Raw genomic sequence first — 24,253 nt, forward strand, 5'->3', positions numbered from 1 at the left:
ATCCGCTGGGCTACTGGCGCATGTTGTCTTTGAGGCAACTCCGTACATATTACCCACTGTTCACGAATCTGCAACCCGGCGTGTCACGCCGTTTTACGATCCGCGATACGATCCATCGAACGAGCCGGCACATGCGCCGACCGATCGCGCCGCATCAGTTTCGGAGCGCCGTCACCCGTCACGGCGTCGACATCAACCACCACGACGTCGACATCGTCACGGTCGGGCAGCGTGAACATCGTCGATTCCAGCGCGCGCTCAATGATCGAGCGCAGTCCCCGGGCGCCTGCACCGCGCTCGACGGCGGTCTGCGCAATCGCATGGACCGCGGCGGGCGTAAACTCCAGCTCCACGCCGTCGACCGCGAACAACGCACGATACTGTTTGGTAAGCGCGTTGACCGGCTCGGTGAGGATCCTGGCGAGATCATCGACGGACAGATCGTCCAGCACGCTCACCACGGGCAGGCGACCGACGAACTCCGGCAGCAGGCCGAACTCGATCAGATCGTCCGCATTGGCACGCTCCAGGACATCATGGCCGCCGATCTCCCGCGCGTCATCCCACGGTGTGCCGAATCCGCTGGTGCGCCGTCCCAGACGCGTTCGGACGACATCCGACAGCCCGGCAAACGCACCGGCGCAGATAAAGAGAATGTCATGCGTGTCGATCCGCGCGTACTCCTGATCGCGGTGCTTGCGCGCGCCCTCCAACGGCACCGAGGCGACGGTGCCCTCCAGGATCTTCAGCAGCGCCTGCTGGACGCCTTCGCCGGACACGTCGCGGGTGATGGAGGTGTTTTCGCCGCTCTTGCGCGCTATCTTGTCGATCTCGTCGATATAGACGATGCCGTGCCCGGCGCGATCCGCATCGCCGTCGGCCGCGTCGATCAGCCGCTGCAGCACGGTTTCCACATCATCGCCCACATATCCGGCCTCGGTCAGAGCAGTGGCGTCGGCGACGACGAACGGCACGCGCAGGATTCTGGCCAGCGTGGAGGCCAGATAGGTTTTGCCCACACCGGTGGGTCCTATGAGCAGGATATTCGATTTGGCGACCTCGACGTTCTTCAATGAATCGTCGCGCAACTCCCCCGTCCGCCCGGCGGGCCCGGAGCCCGAGGCGTCGCTCAGCTTCATATTGACGCGCTTGTAGTGGTTGTATACAGCGACGGAGAGTGTTCGCTTGGCGGCCTCCTGCCCTATGACAAAGCGGTTGAGATAGTCGAAGATCTCATGGGGCTTCGGCAGGTCGATCAGACGCGACCGGGCGTCGTCGGCCCCAGCCTGGGAGATGATCTGGACGCACAGCGCAATGCACTCATCGCAGATGGAGCAATTCGGCCCGGTGACCAGCTTCTTCACCTGGCGCTCGGTTTTACTGCAGAACGCGCAACGCGGCACATCGTCGCCGTAATCAATCACTCGTGTCATGAGCCGTCTCCATACCCCCAATCCTCGCATAGGGCCGACTCGGCCCCGGGACGCGACACCCCGTCGATACGAGGCAAGCCGGCCAGTTCCACGCAATAGGAAAACTGGCCGGCTTGTTTCGCCGAATATCGAGGCGGGACCGGCACTTGCCGACCGCGCCCCTGGCGCATGCCGCTACTTGCGGTGCTCGAGCACCTCGTCGACAATGCCGTAGTCCTTGGCCTGCTGCGCGGTGAGGATGGTGTCCACCTCGATGTCCTTGCGGATCTTCTCAGGATCCTGCCCGGTGTGCTTGGCCAGTGTGTTCTCGAGCCATTCACGCAGACGAATCATTTCCTTGGCCTGCAATTCGATCTCGGTCGCCTTGCCGAAATCCTGCCCCATGGCGGGCTGGTGGATCAGCACACGCGCGTTGGGCAGCATCAGCCGCTTGCCGCTGGCGCCCGCCGCCAGCAGAATCGCCGCGGCGGAAGCCGCCTGGCCGAGGCAGACGGTGGCCACATCGGGCTTGATGTACTGCATGGTGTCGTAGATGGCGGTCATGGCGGTCATGGAACCTCCGGGCGAATTGATGTACATCATCACGTCGCGGTTGGGGTCCTGCGACTCAAGCACCAGCAGCTGGGCCATGATGTCGTCGGCGGACGTGTCGTCCACCTGCACGCCCATGAAGATGATGCGGTCTTCGAACAGACGGGTGTACGGATCCTGGCGCTTGTAGCCGTACGGCGTCTTCTCCTCGAACTGCGGCAGGATGTACCGGGCCTGCGGACCCGCCAGACGCTGGGCGCGGGCGACGAACCGGGCTTCTTCACTTGCCATTGATAGTGCTCCCTTCCTTCGCTCAGGCGTTCTGCTGCTCGGCGCTCATCGAGCCGGCCGTGGTGACGAGCTTGTCGACGAAGCCATACTCCAGCGCCTGCTGAGCGGTGTACCAGTGGTCGTATTCGTTGTCACGGTAGATCTCCTCCACCGTATGGCCGGTCTGTTCGGCGGTCAGCTCGGCCATGGTCTTCTTCATGTCCATGATGAGCTGGGCATTGATGCGCACATCGGTGGTGGTGCCGCCCACGCCGCCGGACGGCTGATGCATCAGCACGCGGGCATGGCTGGTCAGGAACCGCTTGCCCTTCGTGCCGGAGCTCAGCAGGAACTGGCCCATCGAGGCGCACATGCCCAGACCCACAGTCGCCACGTCGGGCTCGATCAGCTGCATGGTGTCATAGATGGCCATGCCGGCGGTGATCGAACCGCCTGGGGAGTTGATGTACAGCCAGATGTCCTTCTTGGGATCCTCGGCCGCCAGCATCAGCAGCTGGGCGCAGATGCGGTTGGCCATGGCATCGGCCACTTCCTCGCCGAGCCAGATGATGCGGTCCTTCAGCAGTCGGTTGAAAATCGGATCCATGGGCCCAGCGGGAGCCTCCTCGCCGGCCATCATGGGCAGGGTTGCAAAATCGCTCACCTTGTCTCCTTCTTGAACTTCACAAACATGTTCAGATTAGCGCCCTCAAGCGACTCAGGGCGATATTTGGCCCCTTTTTCGGCGTGCAGCGTACCGGATCGATGAAGCGGAGAAGCCGCCCGTCCTTCGAAGCGCCGCGGATCGCCCCGCAGCATCCCAAGCCCGGGCGCAGGCCGATTTATTCACCGAATCGCAATGTGACGTCATGCCTTCCTTCACCTTCCATTTCCTACAATTGAAAATGGAACTTCATTCAATGGACTTATGGGGGCCTCCCGATGACAACGACTGTCTCACTGCGCAAAACCGAGGACGACGACTACCGTTATTTTGAAACCTGGTGGAACGACCGCATCATCGCCGATGGGTTGCGCGCCACCGTGGAGGACTATCCGGCAAGCCGCATCGACGAGGCCTTCCACAGGCTCAGCGACGAGGACACATCCGAAAGCTTCGGGCGCACCATCATCGACCCGAGCGGCCTGCCCGTCGGTCACATAGCCGGTTTCGGATGCAAGGATCCGGAGCGCAACGCCACGCTGGTCGTGCTCATCGGCCCGTACTTCCAGGATCGCGGATACGGCTCATGCGCCATGCGGCTGGGCATCCGCCTCGCCGACAGCCAGCTGAGGGCCTCCACCATCACCGCCAACGTGTGGGCGTTCAACCTCCGCGCGCGTCATATGTGCGAGTCCCTGGGCTTCGTCGCGCACAGCCGCCGCGAACACGCCGTGGAACGCGACGGACACGTCTACGACGCTGTGATCTACCAGGCGCGCACCGCGGATCTTGTCCACCGCGCCGACGCCGAGCTCGACGCCCGCGCGCGGGGCGAGGCGCTCGAAAGGCAGCGGTTCGAGCCGACCGCCCCGTCCGACCGACTGTCGAGGCGCTGACAGGCGCCGAGTCGGCTCATCCACGCCACGCGTCACTGCGGCCGGAAGAACGAGGAGCAACGACGAAGGGTACTCAAAGCCTGCGCGGCGCTCGATCGAAATCGAAGAGCACGCCGTCGACCAGATCGCAGATCGCGGGCCAATCCCGGTTCGAGGAGTCGTCATGCACGGCCCATACACTCATGCCCACCGACTTCGCCGAGCGCATACCCGCCAACAGGTCTTCGAACACCGTGCAGTCCGCAGGATCCACGCCAAGCCTCCTGGCCGCCAGCATATAGACGTCGGGCCGGTCCTTGCCCACGCCCCCCGCGTCGTCCACGCTCACCTGGACGTCAAAAAAACCCAGAATGCCCACATGCTCCATGGCCGGCTCCCTGAGGCTCGGCGGAAGCGACGTGGCCACGGCAAGCTTGGCGCCTCTCGCCTTGAGATCCCGCAGGTATTCCCTGGCATGCGGCTTCGCCTCGACGACAGTGGCATAGGCGGTGCGCGCCATGTCATCCCATTCCGCCATCAGCTGTTCGGGCGTATCGTCCAGGCCAAATCGCGCAATGGTGTATTCGGCGATCTGCCGGAACTGCATGGCGCACACCGCGGTCATGTAATCGTCCGGAACGTCGACTCCCCGCTTGGCAAGCGAATCGACGTCAACCTGGTCCCACACGCCCATCGAGTCGAGCAGCGTGCCATCCAAATCGAAAATAGCGGCCTTGCCGGCGTTAACCAGTTCCGTCATGACACGGTCCTTGATGATTCGAGCAGTTCACGGGCGTGGTCGAGCGACGCCGCCGACTCGCTGCCGGCCAGCATGCGGGCTATCTCGGCGACACGGTCCTCTCCGGACACCTCATGCACTTCGGTGGCGACGCCACCGTCCCGCGAATCGCCGTAGGCCTTGCTCACCACGATCTGCTTGTCCGCCCACGAGGCGACCTGCGCCAGATGCGTCACCACAATCACCTGATTGGACTGCGCCAACGCGGCAAGCCGACGGCCTAGACGAACCGCCGACTTGCCCCCCACACCGGCGTCCACCTCATCGAATATGAAGGTCATCGAAGGCGCGGCCCCCGTCTCGCAATCGCGATCGGAACGTTCGGCCATCGCCAGTTCCAGCGCCAGCATCAATCGGCTCAGTTCGCCCCCCGACGCGCTTTTGCCCATCGGCAGCCAAGGCGCCCCGGGGAACGCGGCGAACAGCAGCGCGACGTCATCGCATCCATGGGCGTCCAGCGCCGAGGCCGGATCCTGGCTCTTCGTCGCGATGCGCGCCTTCACCTCGATGCGAAGTTCGGCACCGGCCATCGCCAGCCCGCCCAGCTCCTCGTTCACCGTTACCGCCAGCGCCTTGCCGGCGGCAAGCCGAGAGGCATGCAGTGCCTTGGCCGAGCGAACGGCGGCGGCGGCGAGCTTGGCACGTTCGCGTCGCAGCGCCTCGATCCGGTCCGGGCTGGCGTCCAAATCCTCAAGTTCCAGCCGCGCCTGCTCCCGCCAGGCGATCACGTCGTCCAGCGTCGGCCCCCAGCGCCTCGTCAGCTCGTCGAGGTCATGGATGCGCCCGTTCAGCGCGTCAAGATCCACGCCTTCGTCCTCGTCGTCCAACTGTCCGCTCAGGGTCACCACCATATCGGAGATGTCGTCGGTCATCGCCTCGAGCTGGTCGGCCGACTGGTCGAATGCGCCGCCCAAACCGATGCCCCGCAATGCAGTGGCCGCCCGTCCGAGCAGCTGGACGACACCCTGGGCCTCGCCGCCGTCGAAATCCATCCGACCGGGATCCAACGCCCCCAGCGCCTCGCCGATGCCCCGTGCGATGGCTTCAGCGTGCTGGGCGCGGTCGCGTTTCGCCCGTAGCTCCTCATCCTCGCCGTGATGGGGATCCACGCGGTCGATGCGGGACGTCGCGTCCTTCAAATAGTCGAGGCGCTGATTCGCACTGGCCAGCTGACCTTCAAGGCGGGAGAGCCTGTCGTCCATGTCGCGCAGCGCGCGCCACGCCCCGGCATAGTCGGCACGAGCCGCGTCATTGCCGGCATACGCGTCAAGATAGTCGCGTTGCCGGGACGGCGAGGCGATGCGCAACTGATCCATCTGGCCGTGGATGGTCACCAGCTCCTCCGCAATGCCGGCCAGCACACCCTTCGGCACGCCGCGACCATTGAGCATGGCACGGGAGCGTCCCGACGCAGGGATCGAACGCGTGAGGAACAGCTCGCCGTCATCGTCGCCGACCCCCGTCTGCCGCGCCGCCGTTCTGGCGGACTCATTGCCGGTGACGTCAAAGACACCCTGCACCCATGTGGCGTCGGCGCCGGCGCTGATGCGGGCGACGTCGCTTTGCCCGCCGGAAATCAGCCGTATGGCGTTCAGCAGCATCGATTTTCCCGCGCCGGTTTCCCCGGTGATGGCGGTCATGCCGGCGGACGGTTCGAGCATGGCCCGGCGAATCGGGCCGAGATCGTGGATCTCCAGTTCCTCAAGCATTGGTCCGTCCCCCCGTCTCCCGTCTCTGCCTCTGCTCACGCCAGCCGACCACCGGCAAATCGAATTTCGTGACCAGACGTTCGGTGAACGGCGCGCCGGACAGCCTCGCCAGCCGCAGGGTGTCGCGTGACTGGCGCACGTTCACGCGCGTGCCACGCGGCAATTCGCGCTGACGCCGCCCGTCGCAGCAAATCCAGCCGGCCGACGTGGAATTCTCCAGCACGTCAAGGCTGAACGTCGAGCCGGAGCCAATCACCAGCGGCCGGGCGAACAGCGCATGGGCGGCCAGCGGCACCAATTGCAGCGCCTTGACGTTCGGCCAGATAATAGGCCCCCCGGCGGAGAACGCGTAGGCGGTGGAACCGGTTGGCGTCGACACGATGACGCCATCGCAGCCGAACGAGCTCATCTCCACATCATCCACCCTGATCGACAGCTCAACCATCTTGCCCCTGTCGGCGCGCTCGATGGTGATGTCGTTCAACGCCCAATCCCCCAATGGCGACGTGGCACCGGGAAGCCACACGTCCACATGGGCGATCATGCGCTCGTCGATCATGTAATCGTGTTCGGCCACCCGCCGAATGGCCTCGGCCAGCTGGAAGCTTTCGAATTCGGCGAGGAATCCGACGTGCCCCATATTGATGCCGAGGATCGGCACGCTGGTGCAGTGCACCAATTCCGCCGCGCGCAAAATGGTGCCGTCGCCGCCCAGCACCACCACGATCTCGGTATCGTCCGCCACCACTGGGGGCGTCACCGCGAAATCAGGGGCTTCGAGGTTGTCGACGATGCTCACGTCAAACCCCACCTGGCGCAACTGGGCAACGACTTCGGCGACGATGGTGCCGCTGGCCCGAAGACGCTGATGGGTGACCACCACGGCGCGGCGCATGCTCATGAAAGCTCCTTTCGTCCGGCTCCCCCACCAATCCTAGCGGGTTCGCGTCCGCACCGCGCAACCGCACGACCAGGCGGCCCGGGTCGCCATTCGCGCCGCGCCCTCCCGCGGAACCTTCCGCAAACACGAAACATGGTGGTGGCGCGGGGATTATATGCTGGGATTGCATGTTGGCGGCACTATCCGAAAAACTGGGGGTAGGGGGTCCCATGGATTTAAGCGTCTTCAACGACATGGTTGTCGAACCCGGTCATTACGGCCGCGTCACAGTCATCGGCAAAGCCGCGTTCAAGGATGGCGTGTTCTTCGACCTGCTGGAGGTCCATGGATCGCTTGACGCCCACCATCTGACCGGCAACATACTCACGGTGGACGGTGCCGTGACCGCCACCGGTTCGATAGGGGTCACATGCCTCAATGGCAGCGGCGACATGCGCGTCGCCGGCGACGTGCGCGCCAATCGGATGCAGTTCACCGGCATTCTCGAGGTCGGAGGGTCGCTGCGTGTCGAGGATTGTCTGGATGTGGCCGGGGTACTGCGCAAGCCGCAGCGGATCCACGCCCGCGAGGTGACCGTCACCGGCTATGCCGAAATGGGCGCGCTGCAGGCGACGACAACCGTGCTGATCCGCCCTCTCGACACCATGATGCTGCGATGGCAGTGCTTTCAGCCCTACAACCATCGCAGCGTCATCGGCAGCATCCGCTGTCTGACGCTCAACGCCAAGGACGTGGATTGCGTCAAGGTGTCGGCGCGCAACGCCACGCTGCTGGGATCCACCGTCGTACGGAGCATCCGGTGCCTGGACACCCTGGTCCTGGACCGCAGCGTCTCCGTGGGCGCCGTGTCAGGCGGATGCGAACGGCGTTACGCGGACTAGCAGTTCGCCCCCCACGATGCAAAACCGGGGACGGCCCGTCGGACGGCGTCTGACATGCCGGACGAGCTGTCACCGCATCGTGAGCCACAGCAGGTACTCCACATTGCCGTGCGCGCCTTCGATCGGCGAGACTGTATGACCGCGTACCGCCAGCCCATGCGACCGCGCGCACCGCATCACATCGTCAAGCGCCTTGGCTCGCAACGACGCGTCCTCGACGATGCCGTTCTTTCCCAGGCCCTGCCGTCCCACCTCGAACTGCGGTTTGACGAGCAGCACGACTTGGGCATGCGGCGCGGCCAGACGGGCGATGGGGCCCAGCACATACGTCAGCGAGATGAACGACACATCCGACACGATGCAGTCGGGCCGATAGGGAAGGTCATCGACCTGCACGTCGCGAATATTCGTGCCGCTCATCTCGATGACGCGGGAATCCGAAGCGATGTGGGGATCAAGTTGGCCATGTCCCACGTCCAGCGCGATAACCTGCGCGGCGCCGCGCCTCAGGAGCACATCGGTGAACCCGCCGGTGGACGCGCCAATGTCCAGACAGTGCCGTCCCCGCGGCTCGGGCAGACCGAGCGGGCCGAAGGTGTCGAACGCGCCGATCAGCTTGTATGCGCCCCTCGACACATAGTCCTCGCCCTTATCCACGCGAAGCGGCGCCATACCGGAGACGACCGCCGAGGGTTTGGTGACGACTCTGCCGTCAACCGTTACCTTGCCCGTCCTGATGAGCCGCTGCGCCTTGGACCGCGAACTCACCAGCCTCGCCGACACCAGCATCATATCGAGCCGGCCGGCGGTGTTATGGTCGATGCCGCTCATATCAGGATTGCCGTTGATCATTCAGTTCGCGTCGCAAAGTGTCCAGCGTCCTGTCAAGCGCGTCGAGGCGATGCTCGTCGTCCAGGACGTCGATGCCGGCGAGATCCGGATACCGCACGTCGAGCGGGTCGCGTCGCGACGGTTCCTGTTGCCGTTGGTCGCTCACAGGTTCTCCTCCCCCGACCCGGGATCGATGCGGAATGACGGCAGATCCCCGGCCTCCGGAGCATGACCGGCATCAGCCAGGTCCCAGGCCAGACAGCAGGCGGCCCGCAGCGCATCTAGGCTGGTTTCGTCGCTCACCGTCACGCGCCCATCGGCATGGATCGTCGCCTGCTGACGGCCGCAGCGCCATACCGGCTGTTCCGTCGACCGTTGGCGCCGGGGCGCCGGATGGCTGCGATTCAGTCCGATGAGATTGCGCGCGATGAACGTCGGCCTCAGATGGGCCGGAGCGAGCATCAGCTGCAGCGGATCGGCGACGCCGGTCAGCACCACCATGGAATCATAGCCACCGCGATTGCCGGCCTCGATATCGGTGTCCAACCGATCCCCGATCGCTATGGCGCGTTCCTGAGGCACCGGCGCCGCACCGCCGGCGTGCAGCATACGGGCCTCGTCATACATGGCGGACTCGGGTTTGCCGGCGGAACCCACCGGTTGGATGCCCGTGGCTTCGATCACCGCATTCACCAGCGACCCGCAACCCGGGGCAATGCCCTTCGCCCGTGGAATCGTCAGGTCGCGGTTGGTTACGAAATATGCGGCGCCCCGCTCAACGGCATAGGCGGCCTGCGCCAACGCGGCCCACGGCATTTCCGGATACCAGCCCTGAATCACCGCCCGGGGATCGTCGTCAACGCTCGTCACGGGTTCAAGCCCGTTGCGACGGACCTCCTCGGCAAGATGCGACGATCCGATGGTCAGCACCTTGGCACCTTGCGGCACATGCCGCGCAACCATGCGGGCGGCCACCACCGATGAGGTGATGACCTGCCAGTCGGCCACATCCAGACCGAAGCCGCGCAACTGGTCGGCCACCACATGTTGAAAACGCGACGAGTTATTGGTGGTGTACTCAATGGTCATGCCCGCCGCTTCGGCCGCGCGAATCGCCTCGGCCGCATGTGGAACCGCGTCGCCGCCGCGATACACCACACCATCCAGGTCCAGTAGCGCCAGATCATAGGACCGGGCCACCGAAGTGGCCAGGCCTTTGAGAAACCGGGTCATTATGGTCGCTATTCGGCATCGGACTCGGACGATGCGGAACCGTCCTCGTCGCCATCGGATTCGGAAGCCGCCGCGGCGGAGTCGGAGTCGTTCGCTCCGTCAGATCCATCGGAATCGTCGGATCCGTCGGAAGCCGCGACCTCGTCATTGTCCGGACCGCCCTCATCGCCGTTGGATTCGGGATCGTCCTCGGAATCGGAATCACCCTCATCTTCGGATTCAGAGCCGTCCTCGTCATCATCGTCGGGCGCGTACTGCGCCTCATCTTCGCTGATGCCCAGCTTGTCGAGCTGATCATCAGAGAAGTCGGCCAGATCATAGTCAATGACCACGTCCTCGGCGTTTTCGTCATCCTCGTCGACCTCGGCGTAGGCCTCCTCCAGCTTGTCGAGCAGGGTGTCGAGCTTGGCGGCGTCATCCGGCCGTCCATCCTGTTCGAGGAAGTACTGTTCGGCCTGCACGGCGCGCATGCGATACTCGCCCGACAGCCCCTTGGCCCTGGCCACGGTGCCCGCGATCTCAGCGGCCTTGGCCCACATGCCCAGATCGGACAGGGCGCCGGCATACACCAGGAACATCTCCGCCTTGGACTCGCCGCGCAGCTGCTTGGCCTCGTCTCCGGTGGCCACCTCGACGGCTTTCTTCGGATTGCCGGTGCCACGCTCGCAATCGGCGATGAACGGCAGATAATCCAAATACCCATTCATACGGAACGCGGTGCGGAACTCACGCAGCGCCAGCTTGTAGTTGCCCTGACGGTAGGCGATGAACGCGAGGGTCTCGCGCGCCATGTCGATACGGGAAGCCTGGTGGGCGATCCACTTGGCATGTTCAAGCGCCAGCGCGGGATCGGACTCCTCAAGGGAGTAGGCGGCCAGCATATGCAGGCCGATGTTCTCGGCATGCTCCTTGCTCAGGCCGCGCAGGCGCTCCTTTTCGTCCTTGGACAGCATGTACCATTCCATGCCCTTGGGCATCTTCGGCTCGCCCGGGCGAGGATCGGTATACGGATTCTGCGAGGGGAAGGAGATGGTTCCGTCGGAATTGCGACGGGCCTTGTCCCAGTGTGCGCCGCCACGGCGATTCTCATGGAATTCGCCTTGCTCGTCCACATGACCGCGGCTGCGGTCGTTACGATCATAGTCGCGACGCGGACCACGGTCATCGCGACGACCGTCACGGTTGAAGTCGCGATGATCGTCACGACGCTCAGCATGCCGATTGTCGCGACGATCGTCTTGCCCGAAACGACCGTTGCCGTTATAGCGGGGATTCCCGCCGCGGCGGAAGTCCCGGTTGCCGTCACGACGATCGTTATGGAAGTCCCGACGGTCGCCGCGTCCGGTTTCATGCCCGGAATCGCGGGTCATCTGCTCCCCGTCGTGATCATGGAAGTCGCGATCACGGAAATTACGATCGCCATCGCGATGGAAACGGGGCTTGTACCCGCCGCGGTCATGACCACGGAACCCGTCACGGCCACCATGTCCGCCGTCACGACGGAACCCGCCACGCTCACCATCACGGCGGTTCCCACCATGCTCACCGTCGCGACGGAACCCACGGCCGCCATTGCCACGGTAGCCGCCGTGGCCTCCCCGGCCACCGTGTCCGTATTCGCGACCGCCGCCAAATGAAGAGCCGGAATGCTCATTACCTTCTGCCATATATTCCATTCCTTTACTGCGCCGTGCCCGTAGCGGGCGGCACCTGAGTTACTGGGTCCGAATGTCTATTAGCTAGCGCTCGACTGCGCCAAGGGCCTTCTTGCCACGACGGATCAGGGCGAAACGTCCGGACAGAAAATCGTCATCCTGCAAAGTGGCATCCTCGTCCGTCACACGAGCGTTGTTGAGATACACCCCGCCGGCTTTGATGGCTCGACGCGCCTCGGAAACGGATTTGAACAATCCTGCAGCCTGAGCTGCGTCGACCACGCGATCACCCACCGCAACGCGAGGCAACGCGAGGCCGCCGTGTCCGTCCGCAACGCGCATGCCCTCCACGGCCGACTCGAGCGTGGCCTCGTCGATGGCCGCCAGATCGCCGCGGCCGAACAAGGCCGCCGACGCATCGATCGCAGCCTGGGTGGCCGCCTCGCCATGCACGAAGCTGGTGACTTCCCAAGCCAGCGTGCGCTGCGCCTCGCGAGCGCCGGGATTGGAGCCGGTCTGCTCGACCAGACGCTCGATCTCGGTGCGAGGCAGGAAGGTGAACACCTTCAGCAGGTTCTCCATCTCCGCATCCGGACGATTCAGCCAGAACTGGTAGAACTTGTAGGGGCTGAGCATGGAGCCGTCCAGCCATATGGCGTTGCCCTCGGACTTGCCGAACTTCTTGCCCTGGGCATCAGTGATGATGGGGCTGGTGAACACGTTGACGTCCACGCCGCGCACCTTGTGGATCAGGTCGAGGCCTGACGTCAGGTTGCCCCACTGGTCGGAGCCGCCCAACTCGAGCATGCATCCGAATTCGTCGAACAGGTGCAGGAAGTCGTTGCCCTGCAGCACCTGATAGCTGAACTCGGTGAAGGAAATGCCCTCCTCCGAATTCAGGCGGCGCGCCACGGTGTCCTTTGCCAGCATCGTACCGAGTCGGAAGTTCTTGCCCACGTCACGCAGAAAATCGATGACGCTCATCCGGGCCGTCCAATCGTAGTTGGACACGAACCGCACCGGGTTGTCGCCTTCGGTTTCGAGAATGCCGCCGATCTGGCGCTTCAGACGCTCAGCCCATCCGGCCACCACGTCCTTGGGGTTCAAGGTGCGTTCGCCGGACTGGCGCGGATCGCCGATCAAACCGGTGGCGCCTCCCACCAGGGCGATCGGATGATGTCCGGCCAGCTGCAGATGGCGCATGTTGATCAACTGCACCAGATTGCCGATGTGCAGGGAGGCGGCGGTCGGATCGAAACCGCAATAATACGTGATGGGCTCACCGTTCAGCGCTTTGGCGAGTCGATCCCGGTCCGTTGACTGGGAAATCAACCCGCGCCATTCCAGTTCATCAAGCAGGTTGTCGAATCCCGCTTCCTTGAAATCGGTGACGTGAGCCATAAAAGGTCGCTACTCCCTATCGAATTGTTATGCATTGCCGCCCGTTACAGGGCTTCCCCAGTCTCTCAGCAGAGGCCGACAGTGCGGCGCCCCACCAGTCGCGGATGGGGCAAGCACACCTCGTGAATCGTTCCGGAACCGGACCGGTCACCGTTTCGGCGAACGAAAGGTCTGTTCGACGGCGTCGCGCAGCTGGGCGACAAGCTCCTTGTGATTGACGGGAGTCAGATGCGGAAAGGCCCGGAGCATGCGCTTCTGCTGACGGTTGAGCACCCGATCGGCCGCGGCGCGCAACCGCTGGGCCGACCCGCCCACCATGGACCTGGCCGAATCACCATACGCGCAGACCATTCGCTGCAGTTCATCCACCTTGTTGCGGAAACTCTGCATCGCGCCGACCGTCACCGCGATGTCGACGGCCAGCAGCACGGCGATCGCCACCGCCGAGCAGTGAATCGCCGCTTCGGGCACGGCGGCGGTGGCCACTCGCACAACCGGCTGAACCCATTTGACCACAATGACGGTGAACAGTCCGAATATCAGCGCTCCCGGCAGGCAAACACGACCATTGATGTTGAACCGGTACTGCGAGTAGTCCCACCATCGGGCGCCGAACAGGCGCTCCAAAGACCACGATGTGGCATATTCCAGCGCGCTGGCAAGCAAGGCCCCGCACACGAACAGCGCGACGGTATTGCGCAGCGGGGTGAGCAGCAGGGCGGCGCCCACGGCACCCACTCCGTAAATCGGACAGATCGGCCCGATCAGGAAGCCTCGATTCACCAGGCGACGCTCCTGCACAGAAACGACGATGGACTCGTAGATCCAGCCGATGAGGCTATAGCACATCACCCAGAGGAAGATGTGCTCCAGGACGATCACCCGGCTCATCGCCGCGTCCCCCGACGAAACGTCCCCGGCTTGTGGAATCGGCTAGGCGACAGGGTTTCGCACGTAGCGCTGATCTTATCCGCGACAGTGATCAGATAGCCCTCAAGATGTCGGGGCGGCATCGGCGTCAGGGGGAACATGTGACGCTCGATGCTGTCCGCCTCGATGCGATTCAGCTTGAAGTCGCGCCGGGCGTTCCTCAATGCGGCACGGCCGTGGGTGAACCCGTGCAGTCGATGCGCGCCATTGTCGTCGTCATGCCAGTCATACAGGAAATAGTCGTGCAGCAATGCCGCACGGACCAGCGACCTCGCGTCAACGTGGCGCCACGCATGCAGACGATCGGCAAGCCACACCGCCAGGCATGCCACGCGGATGGAATGGGCGAAGGTGCTCACGCTCCCATGCTGGAGGCAGCGGCGTTCTATGGCCATATGCTCATGGTTGATGATCTCGTGGCCGTAATACTCGACCAGCGATTGAATCCGTCTACGCGTCAGCAGCTGTCCCAAAGACCCGTCCCTTGCAATCCGTTGCCTTCCCTCGATGATTCTACGATATATGGCCGAGGTCCGGCATCGTTCGCATGGATGATCGCTCGGCTCGGCCGCCCCCCTCCCCCACGTATGATTCACGGGGGGAGGATCCGGCCGGTCCGGTGCATCCGGGCCGGGCGCCTAGAACGTGCCGGGGGCGCGGTATGCGGAACCATCCGACGTGGAGTCGGCAAACACCTTGAGCTCCTCGACTTGGGCCTTGGCGTCCACGATCTGTTCGCGGACACGGCCATACGAGGTGCCGCCCTTGCCGTTGCGCGAGTTCACCGACCCATGGCTGGAAAGCACCTCCCTGACCTGAGGCGCCTTGTCGGCAGGCAGAAAGGCCTCGAATGTGGCCGCGAAGTCCTCATCGGTCAGATCCCATAGTTCGACGCCACGGTTTTCGGCGATCTTGACGCATGCTCCGGAAAGCTCATGCGCGTGGCGGAACGGGACGCCGTTCTTGACAAGCCATTCCGCGATATCGGTGGCCAGGGCGAAACCGGTCGGCGCCTCGGCCTCAAGACGATCGGCATCAAACCGCATGGTGGCCACCATGCCGGTGAAGGCTGGCAGCAGCACCTCGAGCGTGTCCACCTGGTCGAAGACCGCTTCCTTGTCTTCCTGCAGATCGCGGGCGTAGGCGGTGGGCAGTCCCTTCAATGTGGCGAGCAAACCGGTCAGGTCCCCGATCAGTCGCCCTGACTTGCCGCGGGCGAGTTCGGCGATGTCGGGGTTCTTCTTCTGCGGCATAATCGATGAGCCGGTGGAATAGCCGTCGTCGAGTTTGACAAAGGCGAATTCCTGCGTGTTCCAAATGATGATCTCCTCGGACAGCCGGGAGATGTCAACGCCTGTCATGGCCGCGATAAACGCGAACTCCGCCACCAGATCACGGCTGGCGGTGCCGTCGATGGAATTATCGGTCACCTTGGCGAAGCCCAGTTCATGGGCCACCGCCTCCGGATCGAGGCCGAGGGTGTTGCCGGCGAGGGCGCCGGACCCGTATGGGGAGGCGTTGATGCGGCGATCCCAGTCGGTCAGGCGCTGCACGTCGCGGATCAGCGGCCATGCGTGGGCCATGAGCTGGTGGGCGAGCAGTACCGGCTGGGCGTGCTGCATATGGGTGCGCCCAGGCATGACGGTGGTGCCGGCTCGTTCCGACTGCGCGATCAGCGCATTGACCAGGCCGAGGAGCTCCCCTGCGACGACACGGGCGTGACGCCGCAGCCACATGCGAATCAGGCATGCGATCTGGTCGTTGCGGGAGCGTCCCGCGCGCAGCTTGCCACCCAGTTCGTCACCGGCGATGTCGATGAGGCCGCGTTCAAGAGCGGTGGCCTCGTCCTCATCGTCCTCAATGGGGGCGAAACTGCCGTCGTCGACGCGACGCTGCAACTCGTCAAGAGCCGCCTCCATGCGCTGAAGCTCGTCATCGGTGAGCAGTCCGGCGCGGCCAAGCGCACGGGCGTGGGCGCGGGAGCCTGCGATGTCATCGTCGGCCAAACGCCAATCGAATTGGGTGGATTTGGACAGTCGGGCGAGTTCCGGAGATGGCCCGGAAGTGAAGCGGCCGCCCCACAGGGCGAGATGTTCTGAAGCAGTATGTTCGGTCATGAGTTCCACCTTACCGGTATGTGTTCCCTCGGAGAAAGGGCTTGGACTGTATAAAAAACAGGACAAGGGCCCCGAACGACCGGAACCCTTGCCCATCCGCACGCCATCCGCATGCATGGCGACGCGATCACTCGACGGTGTTGTCGGGCACCTCGATGCCATTGCCGAACTTCACGTCGCGGGCGGCGGCCACGCGGGACGGCAGACCATAGATGTCGATAAAGCCGTTGGAGGACTTCTGATCGAAGGTGTCGCCGGAATCGTAGGTCGCCAGCTTGTAGTCGTAGAGGGACGCGTCGGAACGACGTCCGGTCACCACTGCACGGCCACCGTGCAAGGTCATGCGAATCTCACCGGAGACATACTTCTGCGTGTCCTCGATGAAGGCGTTCAGGGACTGGGTGGCCGGCGAGAACCACTGGGCGTCGTACACCAACTCGGCCCAACGCTTGTCGATGTCACGCTTGATGCGGTGCTGCTCGCGCTCGAGGCAGCAGTTCTCAAGCTCCTGATGGGCGGCGATCAGGGCCACTGCGCCCGGCGCTTCGTACAGCTCGCGGGACTTGATGCCGACCAGACGGTCTTCGATCAGATCGATACGGCCAATGCCCTGGGCGCCGGCGCGGCGGTTCATTTCCTCAATGGCCTGAAGCGGGGTGACGTCGCGGCCGTCGATCTTCACCGGAACGCCCTGCCTGAACTCGATGGTCACCTCATCCTCGACCGGCGGGAAGGCCGGATCGTCGGTGTAGGTGTAGCAGTCCTTGGTGGGGGCGTTCCACGGGTCCTCAAGGAAGCCGGTCTCGATGGCGCGACCCCACACGTTCTGGTCGATGGAGTACGGGCTCTTCTCGGTCTGCTCGATCGGCAGCTTGTGCTCCTTGGCGAACGCGATTTCCACATCGCGAGTCAGGGACAGGTCGCGGATCGGGCTGATGGCCTTGAGCGTCGGGTCGATGGATGCGATGGAAACCTCGAAGCGCACCTGGTCGTTGCCCTTGCCAGTGCAGCCATGGGAGATGGTGTCGGCGCCGAACTGATGGGCGGCGCGCACCAGATGCTTGGAGATCAGCGGGCGGGAGATGGCGGAAACCAGCGGATAGACGCCCTCGTACATGGCATTGGCCTTCAGGGCCTTCATGCAGTACTCGTTGGCGAATTCATCGCGGGCGTCGACGACATACGCCTCGACCGCGCCGCACGCCAGCGCACGGGCCTTGATGGTCTCCAGGCTCTCGCCGCCCTGGCCGACATCGAGGGATACGGCGACGACATCCTTGCCGGTGCGCTCCTTAAGATACGAAATGGCGACCGAGGTATCAAGACCACCGGAATACGCCAGAACAAGGCGATTGTTGTCTGCCATGTCAAGCCTTTCTCATATGCGGCGTTACTGCGATGACTTCGAGTATATGCATATGTCTGTATATTTATGCACGGCGTGTCGGCGACGGGGACTTCGAGGCCATGTCAAGCAGCCATGTCGCCCGATCGCGTGCGGATTCGTCGCCGTCGGCGATCACCAGCACCGTATCATCACCGGCGATGGTGCCGAGAATATTGCTCAACGGTTGCTTGTCTATGACGGACGCCACATACTGCGCCGCCCCCGATGGCGTATGCACCACGATGAGGTTGCGCGCCGCGGCGACCGAGGTGATCAATCCGTTCAACACCCGGGCGACCTGCTGACTCGCCATCGCCTCGGAAACGAACCCCTGCGTCACCTCATCGACCATGCTTGGCGTGGCATAGGCGGTGGTGCCGTCCGGCCTGCGCACTTTGATCGCGTGAATCTCGTCAAGATCACGGCTCAGTGTGGCCTGGGTCGCCTCGATACCCTCCTCGGACAGCACTTCGGAGAGCTGCTGCTGCGACGTGATGACATGCGAGGCGAGAGCGGCCTCAATCGCGCTATGCCGTGCGGCGCGCGAACTCGGCCGCTGCAACGGACTCGAAGCCTGATTGCTCATCTTCGACAACGCCCTGATCAGGCGACGTCACCCAGCAGGCTGCTGTCGCCGCGCTGCTGAGCCACCAGCCATGTCAGTAAAGCCTTCTGCGCATGCAGGCGGTTTTCCGCCTCGTCCCAGACCACGGACTGCTTGCCGTCGATCACCGAGGCGGTGACTTCCTTGCCGCGGTAGGCGGGCAGGCAGTGCTGGAACAACGCATCGGGCTTGGCCAGGGCCATCAGCTCGTCATTCACCTGATAATCCCAGAACGGCTTGGAGCGAATGGCATACTCGGCCTCCTCGCCCATCGACACCCAGGTGTCGGTGAACACGCAGTCGGCGTCCTTCACCGCCTCTTTTGCATCGGTGGTCACCAGAATGGAACCGCCGTTCTCGGCCGCGATGCGCTCGGCGTCGGACACAATGGCCGGATCGGGCAGATAGCCGTAAGGGCCGGCCACACGCACATGCATACCGGCAACGGCGCCTCCGAGCAGATAGGAGTTCGACATGTTGTTGGCGGCATCGCCCACATAGGCGATGGTCTTGCCCTTCAACGCATCCACACCGCCTCGGAACTGCGCGATGGTAAGGAAATCGGCCAGTATCTGGCAGGGGTGGAACTGGTCGGTCAGCGCATTCACCACCGGGCATGTGGCGTACTTCGCCATCTCCTCGACACGCTCCTGGCCGAAGGTGCGCCACACAATGCCATACGCCATATGCGTCAGCACGCGCGCGGTGTCGGCCACCGGCTCCCCTCGCCCGAGCTGCGAGCTCGACTTGTCGATAACCAACGGATATCCGCCCAGTTCGGCGACGCCGATGGAGAAGCTGGAACGCGTGCGGGTGCTCGGCTTGTCAAACAGCACCGCGACGGCCTGGGGACCTTCAAAGGGGCGAGAATAGAAGCGGTTCTCGCGGAAGCGCATACCAAGCTCGAGGATCTGCTTCTGTTCCTCATGATTCACATCGTCATCGCGCAGCATATGGCGCAGCTGACCGGTCATGGTAGTTCTCCTTGTAATGATCGTTCGATTGATGATGGATACGTTCTAGACACGACGGCGATCGAGGCCCGACGCTCAGTCGTTCGGCAAGTTCCCAGGCGCCTGCGCGAGAATCGACACGCACTGATCGACGTCCCCGGCGCTTACCACCAGCGGCGGAGCGAAACGCAGGGCGTCCGGCGCGACGGCGTTGACGATCAGGCCATGTTCAAGAGCCCAATTCGCCAGCGCATGCGAGCAGGGATGGGAAAGCTCGACGGCGTCAAGCAAGCCGCGACCGCGCGTGGATACGTACAGCGGATTGCCGCAGGAATCAAGGCCCTCACGCAGCTGACGCCCACGCTCCTCGGCGTTGACCAGCAATCCGTCATGCTCGATCACGTTCAGCGTGGCCAGCGCGGCTGCGGCGCCCAACGGGTTGCCTGCGAAGGTGGATCCGTGGGAACCCGGGGTGAACAACGCGGACAGCTTCGAGCCGAAGGCGATCAGACCGCCCATGGGGAAGCCTCCGGCGACACCTTTGGCGAAGGTGACGGCATCGGGGATGACGCCACCGGAAAGATCCTCGCGCTGAAAGGCGAACCAGGTCCCCGTACGACCAATGCCCGTCTGCACCTCGTCGAAGATGAGCAGCGCATGGTTCCTGTCGCACAGCTCGCGCACCTGACGCACATAATCGGCACCCAACGGCCTGACACCGGCTTCACCCTGAATGAGCTCCATGATCACCGCGGCCACCGGGCCCTTGGCATGCTCACCGACGCCCGTCTGGGCGAAGGCGTCGTGCATGGCGTCGTAATCACCGGCCTCGACGAACTCGATGGCCGGCACCAGCGGCTCGTACTGCTTGCGAATCGTCGGCTTCCAGGTGGCGGACAGCGCGCCGAGCGTGCGACCGTGGAAACCATGAGTCAGCGCGAGGATGCGGGCCGGCTTGCCGCCGACGTCCGGCAGTGCGCCATGTAATGTGCGACCGTACAGCTTCGCCAGTTTCAGAGCCGCCTCGTTGCCCTCGGCCCCGGAATTGCCAAAGTAGACATGCGAGCCTTCCGGCGCGCCGGCGAGCTTCACGAGCTTGGCCGCCAACTCGATCTGCGGTTCCGTGGCAAAATAGTTGCTGACATGCGCGACCTTGCCGGCCTGATCGGCCACGGCGGCGACCCATGCCGGATGCGCGTAGCCAAGGGCGTTAACCGCGATGCCGCCAAGGAAGTCGAGGTATTCGTTGCCGTCGGCATCCCACAGGCGGGTACCCTTGCCGTGATCCATGACGCGCAGTGGGGTGCCGAACACGTTCATGTGGACATCGCGATATTCCCCGAGCCACTTGGCGTCCTCGGGACCGAGCTGTTCAGTTGGTGTAGCCATAGGAACTCCTCATTTCCATGCCGTCTTCAGGAACGACCATCGTGCCGATGCCGGCAGTCGTAAAGATCTCGTTCAAAATGGAATGCGGCTTGCGTCCGTCGATGATATGCGCCTGCGGAACGCCTCCGTCAATGGCCCTGACGCAGGCCTCCATCTTGGGCCTCATGCCGGATTCCAGATCAGGCAGCATATCGCGCAGGTTCTCGACGCCGATGCGGCCGATCAACGAGTTCTTATCGGGCCAATCGGCGTACAGGCCATCCACGTCGGTGAGAATCACCAGCTTGCGCGCGCCGACGGCGGCGGCCAGGGCGGCGGCGGCCGAGTCGGCGTTCACGTTCAGCACTTCGGTGGCGTCATCCTCGTTCGGTGCCACCGACGAGACCACCGGGATGCGCCCGGCGTTGATCAGATCCTCCACGGCGGAGGCGTCCACCGACACCACGTCGCCGACCAGGCCGATATCGGTGGGCTTGCCGTCGATAATCGGCTTGCGCTGCATGGCCGAGAACAAGCCGCCGTCCTCACCGGACAGGCCGACCGCCAACGGACCGTGCGCGTTGATGAGACCAACCAGCTCGCGCGATACCTTGCCGGTCAGGACCATGCGCACCACATCCATGGCCTCCGGCGTGGTGACCCGCAGGCCACCCTTGAATTCCGATTCGATGTTCAATGCCTTGAGCATCTTGGAGATCTGGGGGCCGCCGCCGTGGACCACCACGGGGTGCAGGCCGACTTGGCGAAGGAACACCATGTCCTCGGCGAAGCACTGCTTGAGATGCTCGTCCACCATGGCGTTGCCGCCGTATTTCACAACAATGCGCTGTCCCGCAAACTCCTCAAGCCAGGGAAGCGCCTCGATCAGCACCTCGGCTTTCTGGTCGGCGCGCAAATCCGTATGCACGTCGAAGTGGAACCCCGGTCCCTTGACTTCTGCCATGAACCGTTCCCTCCTTTGCAAGTCTTTCTGGATTCAGCTTTCGTAATCCGCGTTGATATGGACGTATTCGTGAGTGAGGTCGTCGGTCCACACGGTGGCCTCGGCGTCTCCGGCGTTGAGATCGATGTCGATGTGCACCTCACGGGGGGTCATATCGACCTCGGAACGGTCGCGTCCGGCGCCCCCGTGCTCGCAGATGCGCACGCCGTTCACATCGACGGTAACCTGTTCGGCGTCGTATGGAGCGACGTTCGCCGGCACGGTGCCCAGCGAGCTGACGATACGACCCCAATTCGGATCATTGCCGCTGATCGCGCATTTGAGCAGATTGGAGGCCGCCACGGCCCGACCGCAGGCCAATGCGGCCTCTTCGCTGGTCGCCCCGGCAACGGTGATGCGGATATCATGGCTGGCACCTTCCCCGTCGCCGACGATCTGACGCGCCAACGAAGCGCAGGCCCGGGCGACCAAGGTCTTGAATTCGCTCGGATCCGCGGTCACGCCCGACGCCCCGGACGCCAGCAGCAGCACGGTGTCGTTGGTGGATTGGCACCCATCCACATCAATGCGGTTGAACGAGGTCTCCGTTCCGGCCGACAGCGCCTCCCTGGCCAACGCGGGATCGACGACCGCGTCGGTGGTGATCACGCACAGCATCGTGGCAAGCTGCGGGGCGATCATGCCTGACCCCTTCACCATGCCGCCAAGCTTCCAGCCATTGGAACCTTCCAACGTCACGGTTTTCGCTTTGGTGTCGGTGGTCATGATGGCATGGGAGGCGTCGGCGCCGGCCTGCGCCGTATCGTCAAGCGCCTGATAGGCGGCGCGGGCGCCCGCCAGCACATGGTCGAGAGGCAGCAGCTCGCCGATCAGACCGGTGGAGCACACAGCCACCTCGTCCGCCGGCACGCCGAGCAGGGAGGCGACGGTCTGGGCGGTTTGCTCCGACTGCCGGTAGCCCGGCTGGCCGGTGCATGCATTGGCGCCACCGGAGTTGAGAATCACGGCCTTGACATGCCCGTCCGCCACGGCGGCGCGGGACCACTGCACGGGAGCCGCGCAGAATCGATTTGGGGTGAACACGCCGGCGGCCACATCAAGCGGGCCGTCATTGACCACCAAAGCCAGATCCTTTTTGCCGGCAACGGCGGAAATGCCGGCCTTGACGCCGGCCGCGCGGAATCCCGATGCGAAGGTTACACTCACGGTGCCACTCCAATCTTGGTCAGGCCCTGATCTTCGGGAAGCCCCAGGGCGATGTTCAGCGACTGCACGGCCTGTCCGGCCGTACCGCGATTGAGGTTGTCGATCGCGGCGAACGCGATGACGCGGCCGGACTTGCGGTCCGTGACAACCTGAATATGCGCGGCGTTGGAACCGATGATGTTGCCGGTGGCAGGCAGCGTGCCCTTGGGCAGCACCACCATGAAGTCCTGGCCGGCATAGGCACGCTCCCAAACGGCGCGGATATCGTCATCGCTCATCGACAACGCCTTGTCGGTCATCCTGGCGGACACGCAAGCCAGGATTCCGCGTGACATCGGCGCCAAAACCGGGGTGAACGACAGGGTGAACTCATTCGCCTCGGCGGCGTCCAGCCCCGCCGCATGAGCGAAGTTCTGCAGGATTTCGGGAATATGGCGATGGGTTCCGCCCACGCCATACGGCAATGCGGACTGCAGCGCCTCGGCGGCGAGCAGATTGGTGCGCTTCAGCGCCTTGCCCGCGCCGGAATAGCCCACGACGAGATCGGCGACGATGTCGGTGCGCTCGACCAGACCCTCCGCCACACCCGGCTGCAGCGCCAGCGTGGTCGCCGTCACATTGCACCCCGGACCGGCGATGCGCCTGACGCCGGGCAGGGCCTCGCGCTGACGCGCATACGAACCGTCGGCATGCGTGCCGGTGATGAGTTCCGGCATGCCATAAGTCCAATGCTCATAGAAGTCCCCGCCGTAGAACTCATCCCAGGCGGATCGCTCCTCAAGACGATGATCGGCCCCAAGATCGACGACGACGGCATTGGGATCAAGCTGGGAGGCAAGCTTGCCGGATGCGCCATGCGGCAACGCCAGCACAATCACGTCATGACCATTGAGCACCTCGGGTGTGGTGTCTTCAACAGTCAGATCAGCCAATTGGGGAATATGGGGCATATGCGCGCCCATCTTCTCCCCCACCGAGGAATGACCCGCCACGCAGGTGACCTCGAAATCAGGATGCGCCGCAAGGATCCTCAAAGCCTCCCCGCCGGCATATCCCGTGGCCCCGGCCACCGCAACCGTATACTTCGCCATATCACGTCCTTTGTTCATGAATACTTGCATAAGTATACGCGCTATGCAGACCAATGCATAACTATGCAGTCTGCGTGTCGCCTCCGGATTGCGAGCCGCCGCCATCAAGCCCGTACAGCTGCAACGCCATATCGGTCAGGCTCATGCCGTTGTAGGCGGCCCACAGCACCACCAGCGACGTGAGCACGTTGACGATAACCGCGGCAAGAGCCAACCCGAACCCCTTCATATGGAAGGTCCGGGTGCGCCACATGGCCAGCGCCCCGATCACCGCCGGCAGGATTGGCATATTGGAGAACAGCAGCGCGACGACGAAGGCGATCACCGCATAGGGATCCCAGTGCCCGTACAGCGGATTCTGACGCGGATCATCCAAGTCGATGCCGTAACGCCGCGACATGCGACTCAGTTGACGGCCGTTCTGCGGCGGCTGGCCGAATCGCATATTCG

The 24,253-nt window shown here is 63.7% G+C and carries 23 protein-coding genes and 1 pseudogene; 2 read left to right on the forward strand and 22 right to left on the reverse strand.

What is annotated here, in order from left to right:
- Nucleotides 1-83: 83 nt before the first annotated feature.
- From clpX to B2994_RS01870, 3 genes are all read right to left on the reverse strand, one after another.
- Nucleotides 84-1,433 (reverse strand): ATP-dependent Clp protease ATP-binding subunit ClpX, encoded by a 1,350-nt coding sequence (gene clpX, locus B2994_RS01860; RefSeq protein WP_291526703.1) that lies wholly within the window; start codon nucleotides 1,431-1,433, stop codon nucleotides 84-86.
- Between the two features lie 174 nt (nucleotides 1,434-1,607).
- Nucleotides 1,608-2,255 carry an ATP-dependent Clp protease proteolytic subunit gene (locus B2994_RS01865; RefSeq protein ID WP_291526704.1) on the reverse strand — a complete coding sequence of 216 codons (648 nt, stop codon included), beginning with the start codon at nucleotides 2,253-2,255 and terminating at the stop codon, nucleotides 1,608-1,610.
- Nucleotides 2,256-2,277: 22 nt separating this feature from the next.
- Complete coding sequence (locus B2994_RS01870; protein WP_291526730.1) at nucleotides 2,278-2,871, reverse strand: ATP-dependent Clp protease proteolytic subunit; 594 nt, start codon at nucleotides 2,869-2,871, stop codon at nucleotides 2,278-2,280.
- Nucleotides 2,872-3,176: 305 nt separating this feature from the next.
- On the opposite strand from B2994_RS01870, the gene B2994_RS01875 reads away from it, so the two are divergent.
- Complete coding sequence (locus B2994_RS01875; protein ID WP_291526705.1) at nucleotides 3,177-3,794, forward strand: GNAT family N-acetyltransferase; 618 nt, start codon at nucleotides 3,177-3,179, stop codon at nucleotides 3,792-3,794.
- A gap of 73 nt (nucleotides 3,795-3,867) precedes the next feature.
- On the opposite strand, the gene B2994_RS01880 is transcribed toward B2994_RS01875, so the two are convergent.
- From B2994_RS01880 to B2994_RS01890, 3 genes are read right to left on the reverse strand one after another with little or no spacing between them, the layout of a single operon-like run.
- Entirely contained in the window at nucleotides 3,868-4,533 is a 666-nt protein-coding gene (locus B2994_RS01880) for an HAD family hydrolase (RefSeq protein ID WP_291526706.1), read from the reverse strand.
- Nucleotides 4,530-6,281: a DNA repair protein RecN gene (gene recN / locus B2994_RS01885; protein ID WP_291526707.1), complete on the reverse strand. Its 1,752-nt coding sequence runs from the start codon at nucleotides 6,279-6,281 to the stop codon at nucleotides 4,530-4,532. The genes B2994_RS01880 and recN overlap by 4 nt, the downstream gene beginning before the upstream one ends.
- Entirely contained in the window at nucleotides 6,274-7,182 is a 909-nt protein-coding gene (locus B2994_RS01890) for an NAD kinase (protein WP_291526708.1), read from the reverse strand. Before B2994_RS01890 ends, recN begins: the two co-directional genes overlap by 8 nt.
- Before the next feature lie 209 nt (nucleotides 7,183-7,391).
- On the opposite strand from B2994_RS01890, the gene B2994_RS01895 reads away from it, so the two are divergent.
- Nucleotides 7,392-8,063, forward strand: a complete 672-nt coding sequence (locus tag B2994_RS01895) for a hypothetical protein (protein ID WP_291526709.1) — start codon at nucleotides 7,392-7,394, stop codon at nucleotides 8,061-8,063.
- A gap of 69 nt (nucleotides 8,064-8,132) precedes the next feature.
- Here the strand turns inward: B2994_RS01895 and B2994_RS01900 are convergent, their stop codons facing one another.
- From B2994_RS01900 to B2994_RS01975, 16 genes and pseudogenes are all read right to left on the reverse strand, one after another.
- Nucleotides 8,133-8,894, reverse strand: coding sequence for a TlyA family RNA methyltransferase (locus tag B2994_RS01900; protein ID WP_291526710.1), 762 nt, complete (start codon nucleotides 8,892-8,894; stop codon nucleotides 8,133-8,135).
- A 1-nt stretch (nucleotide 8,895) separates the two neighbouring features.
- On the reverse strand, nucleotides 8,896-9,060 hold the full coding sequence (locus B2994_RS01905; protein ID WP_291526711.1) for a hypothetical protein: 165 nt from the start codon (nucleotides 9,058-9,060) through the stop codon (nucleotides 8,896-8,898).
- On the reverse strand, nucleotides 9,057-10,127 hold the full coding sequence (locus B2994_RS01910; protein ID WP_291526712.1) for an HAD-IIA family hydrolase: 1,071 nt from the start codon (nucleotides 10,125-10,127) through the stop codon (nucleotides 9,057-9,059). Before B2994_RS01910 ends, B2994_RS01905 begins: the two co-directional genes overlap by 4 nt.
- An 8-nt stretch (nucleotides 10,128-10,135) precedes the next feature.
- The gene (locus tag B2994_RS01915; protein WP_291526713.1) at nucleotides 10,136-11,794 is read right to left on the reverse strand and encodes a tetratricopeptide repeat protein; all 1,659 of its coding nucleotides are present in this window, start codon (nucleotides 11,792-11,794) and stop codon (nucleotides 10,136-10,138) included.
- 72 nt (nucleotides 11,795-11,866) lie between these two features.
- The gene (gene tyrS, locus B2994_RS01920) at nucleotides 11,867-13,183 is read right to left on the reverse strand and encodes a tyrosine--tRNA ligase (RefSeq protein WP_291526714.1); all 1,317 of its coding nucleotides are present in this window, start codon (nucleotides 13,181-13,183) and stop codon (nucleotides 11,867-11,869) included.
- Nucleotides 13,184-13,330: 147 nt separating this feature from the next.
- Nucleotides 13,331-14,074: a putative ABC transporter permease gene (locus tag B2994_RS01925; RefSeq protein ID WP_291526715.1), complete on the reverse strand. Its 744-nt coding sequence runs from the start codon at nucleotides 14,072-14,074 to the stop codon at nucleotides 13,331-13,333.
- A complete protein-coding gene (locus tag B2994_RS01930; RefSeq protein ID WP_291526731.1) occupies nucleotides 14,071-14,577 on the reverse strand; it encodes an HD domain-containing protein in 507 nt (168 codons plus the stop codon). The genes B2994_RS01925 and B2994_RS01930 overlap by 4 nt, the downstream gene beginning before the upstream one ends.
- A gap of 174 nt (nucleotides 14,578-14,751) precedes the next feature.
- Complete coding sequence (gene argH / locus B2994_RS01935) at nucleotides 14,752-16,230, reverse strand: argininosuccinate lyase (RefSeq protein ID WP_291526716.1); 1,479 nt, start codon at nucleotides 16,228-16,230, stop codon at nucleotides 14,752-14,754.
- A 127-nt stretch (nucleotides 16,231-16,357) separates the two neighbouring features.
- The gene (locus tag B2994_RS01940) at nucleotides 16,358-17,596 is read right to left on the reverse strand and encodes an argininosuccinate synthase (RefSeq protein ID WP_291526717.1); all 1,239 of its coding nucleotides are present in this window, start codon (nucleotides 17,594-17,596) and stop codon (nucleotides 16,358-16,360) included.
- Between the two features lie 64 nt (nucleotides 17,597-17,660).
- Nucleotides 17,661-18,203 carry an arginine repressor gene (locus B2994_RS01945; RefSeq protein ID WP_291526718.1) on the reverse strand — a complete coding sequence of 181 codons (543 nt, stop codon included), beginning with the start codon at nucleotides 18,201-18,203 and terminating at the stop codon, nucleotides 17,661-17,663.
- Nucleotides 18,204-18,220: 17 nt separating this feature from the next.
- Entirely contained in the window at nucleotides 18,221-19,195 is a 975-nt protein-coding gene (argF, locus tag B2994_RS01950) for an ornithine carbamoyltransferase (protein ID WP_291526719.1), read from the reverse strand.
- 75 nt (nucleotides 19,196-19,270) lie between these two features.
- Complete coding sequence (locus B2994_RS01955; protein ID WP_291526720.1) at nucleotides 19,271-20,563, reverse strand: acetylornithine transaminase; 1,293 nt, start codon at nucleotides 20,561-20,563, stop codon at nucleotides 19,271-19,273.
- A complete protein-coding gene (argB, locus tag B2994_RS01960) occupies nucleotides 20,547-21,506 on the reverse strand; it encodes an acetylglutamate kinase (RefSeq protein ID WP_291526721.1) in 960 nt (319 codons plus the stop codon). Before argB ends, B2994_RS01955 begins: the two co-directional genes overlap by 17 nt.
- Nucleotides 21,507-21,539: 33 nt before the next feature.
- Entirely contained in the window at nucleotides 21,540-22,712 is a 1,173-nt protein-coding gene (gene argJ / locus B2994_RS01965) for a bifunctional glutamate N-acetyltransferase/amino-acid acetyltransferase ArgJ (RefSeq protein WP_291526722.1), read from the reverse strand.
- Nucleotides 22,709-23,803, reverse strand: a complete 1,095-nt coding sequence (gene argC, locus B2994_RS01970) for an N-acetyl-gamma-glutamyl-phosphate reductase (protein WP_291526723.1) — start codon at nucleotides 23,801-23,803, stop codon at nucleotides 22,709-22,711. The genes argJ and argC overlap by 4 nt, the downstream gene beginning before the upstream one ends.
- Before the next feature lie 61 nt (nucleotides 23,804-23,864).
- Nucleotides 23,865-24,253, reverse strand: a pseudogene (locus B2994_RS01975) (hypothetical protein); the annotation flags it as partial.

The organism is Bifidobacterium sp. UBA744 (assembly GCA_002298605.1).
In the GTDB taxonomy this organism is placed as follows: domain Bacteria; phylum Actinomycetota; class Actinomycetes; order Actinomycetales; family Bifidobacteriaceae; genus Bifidobacterium.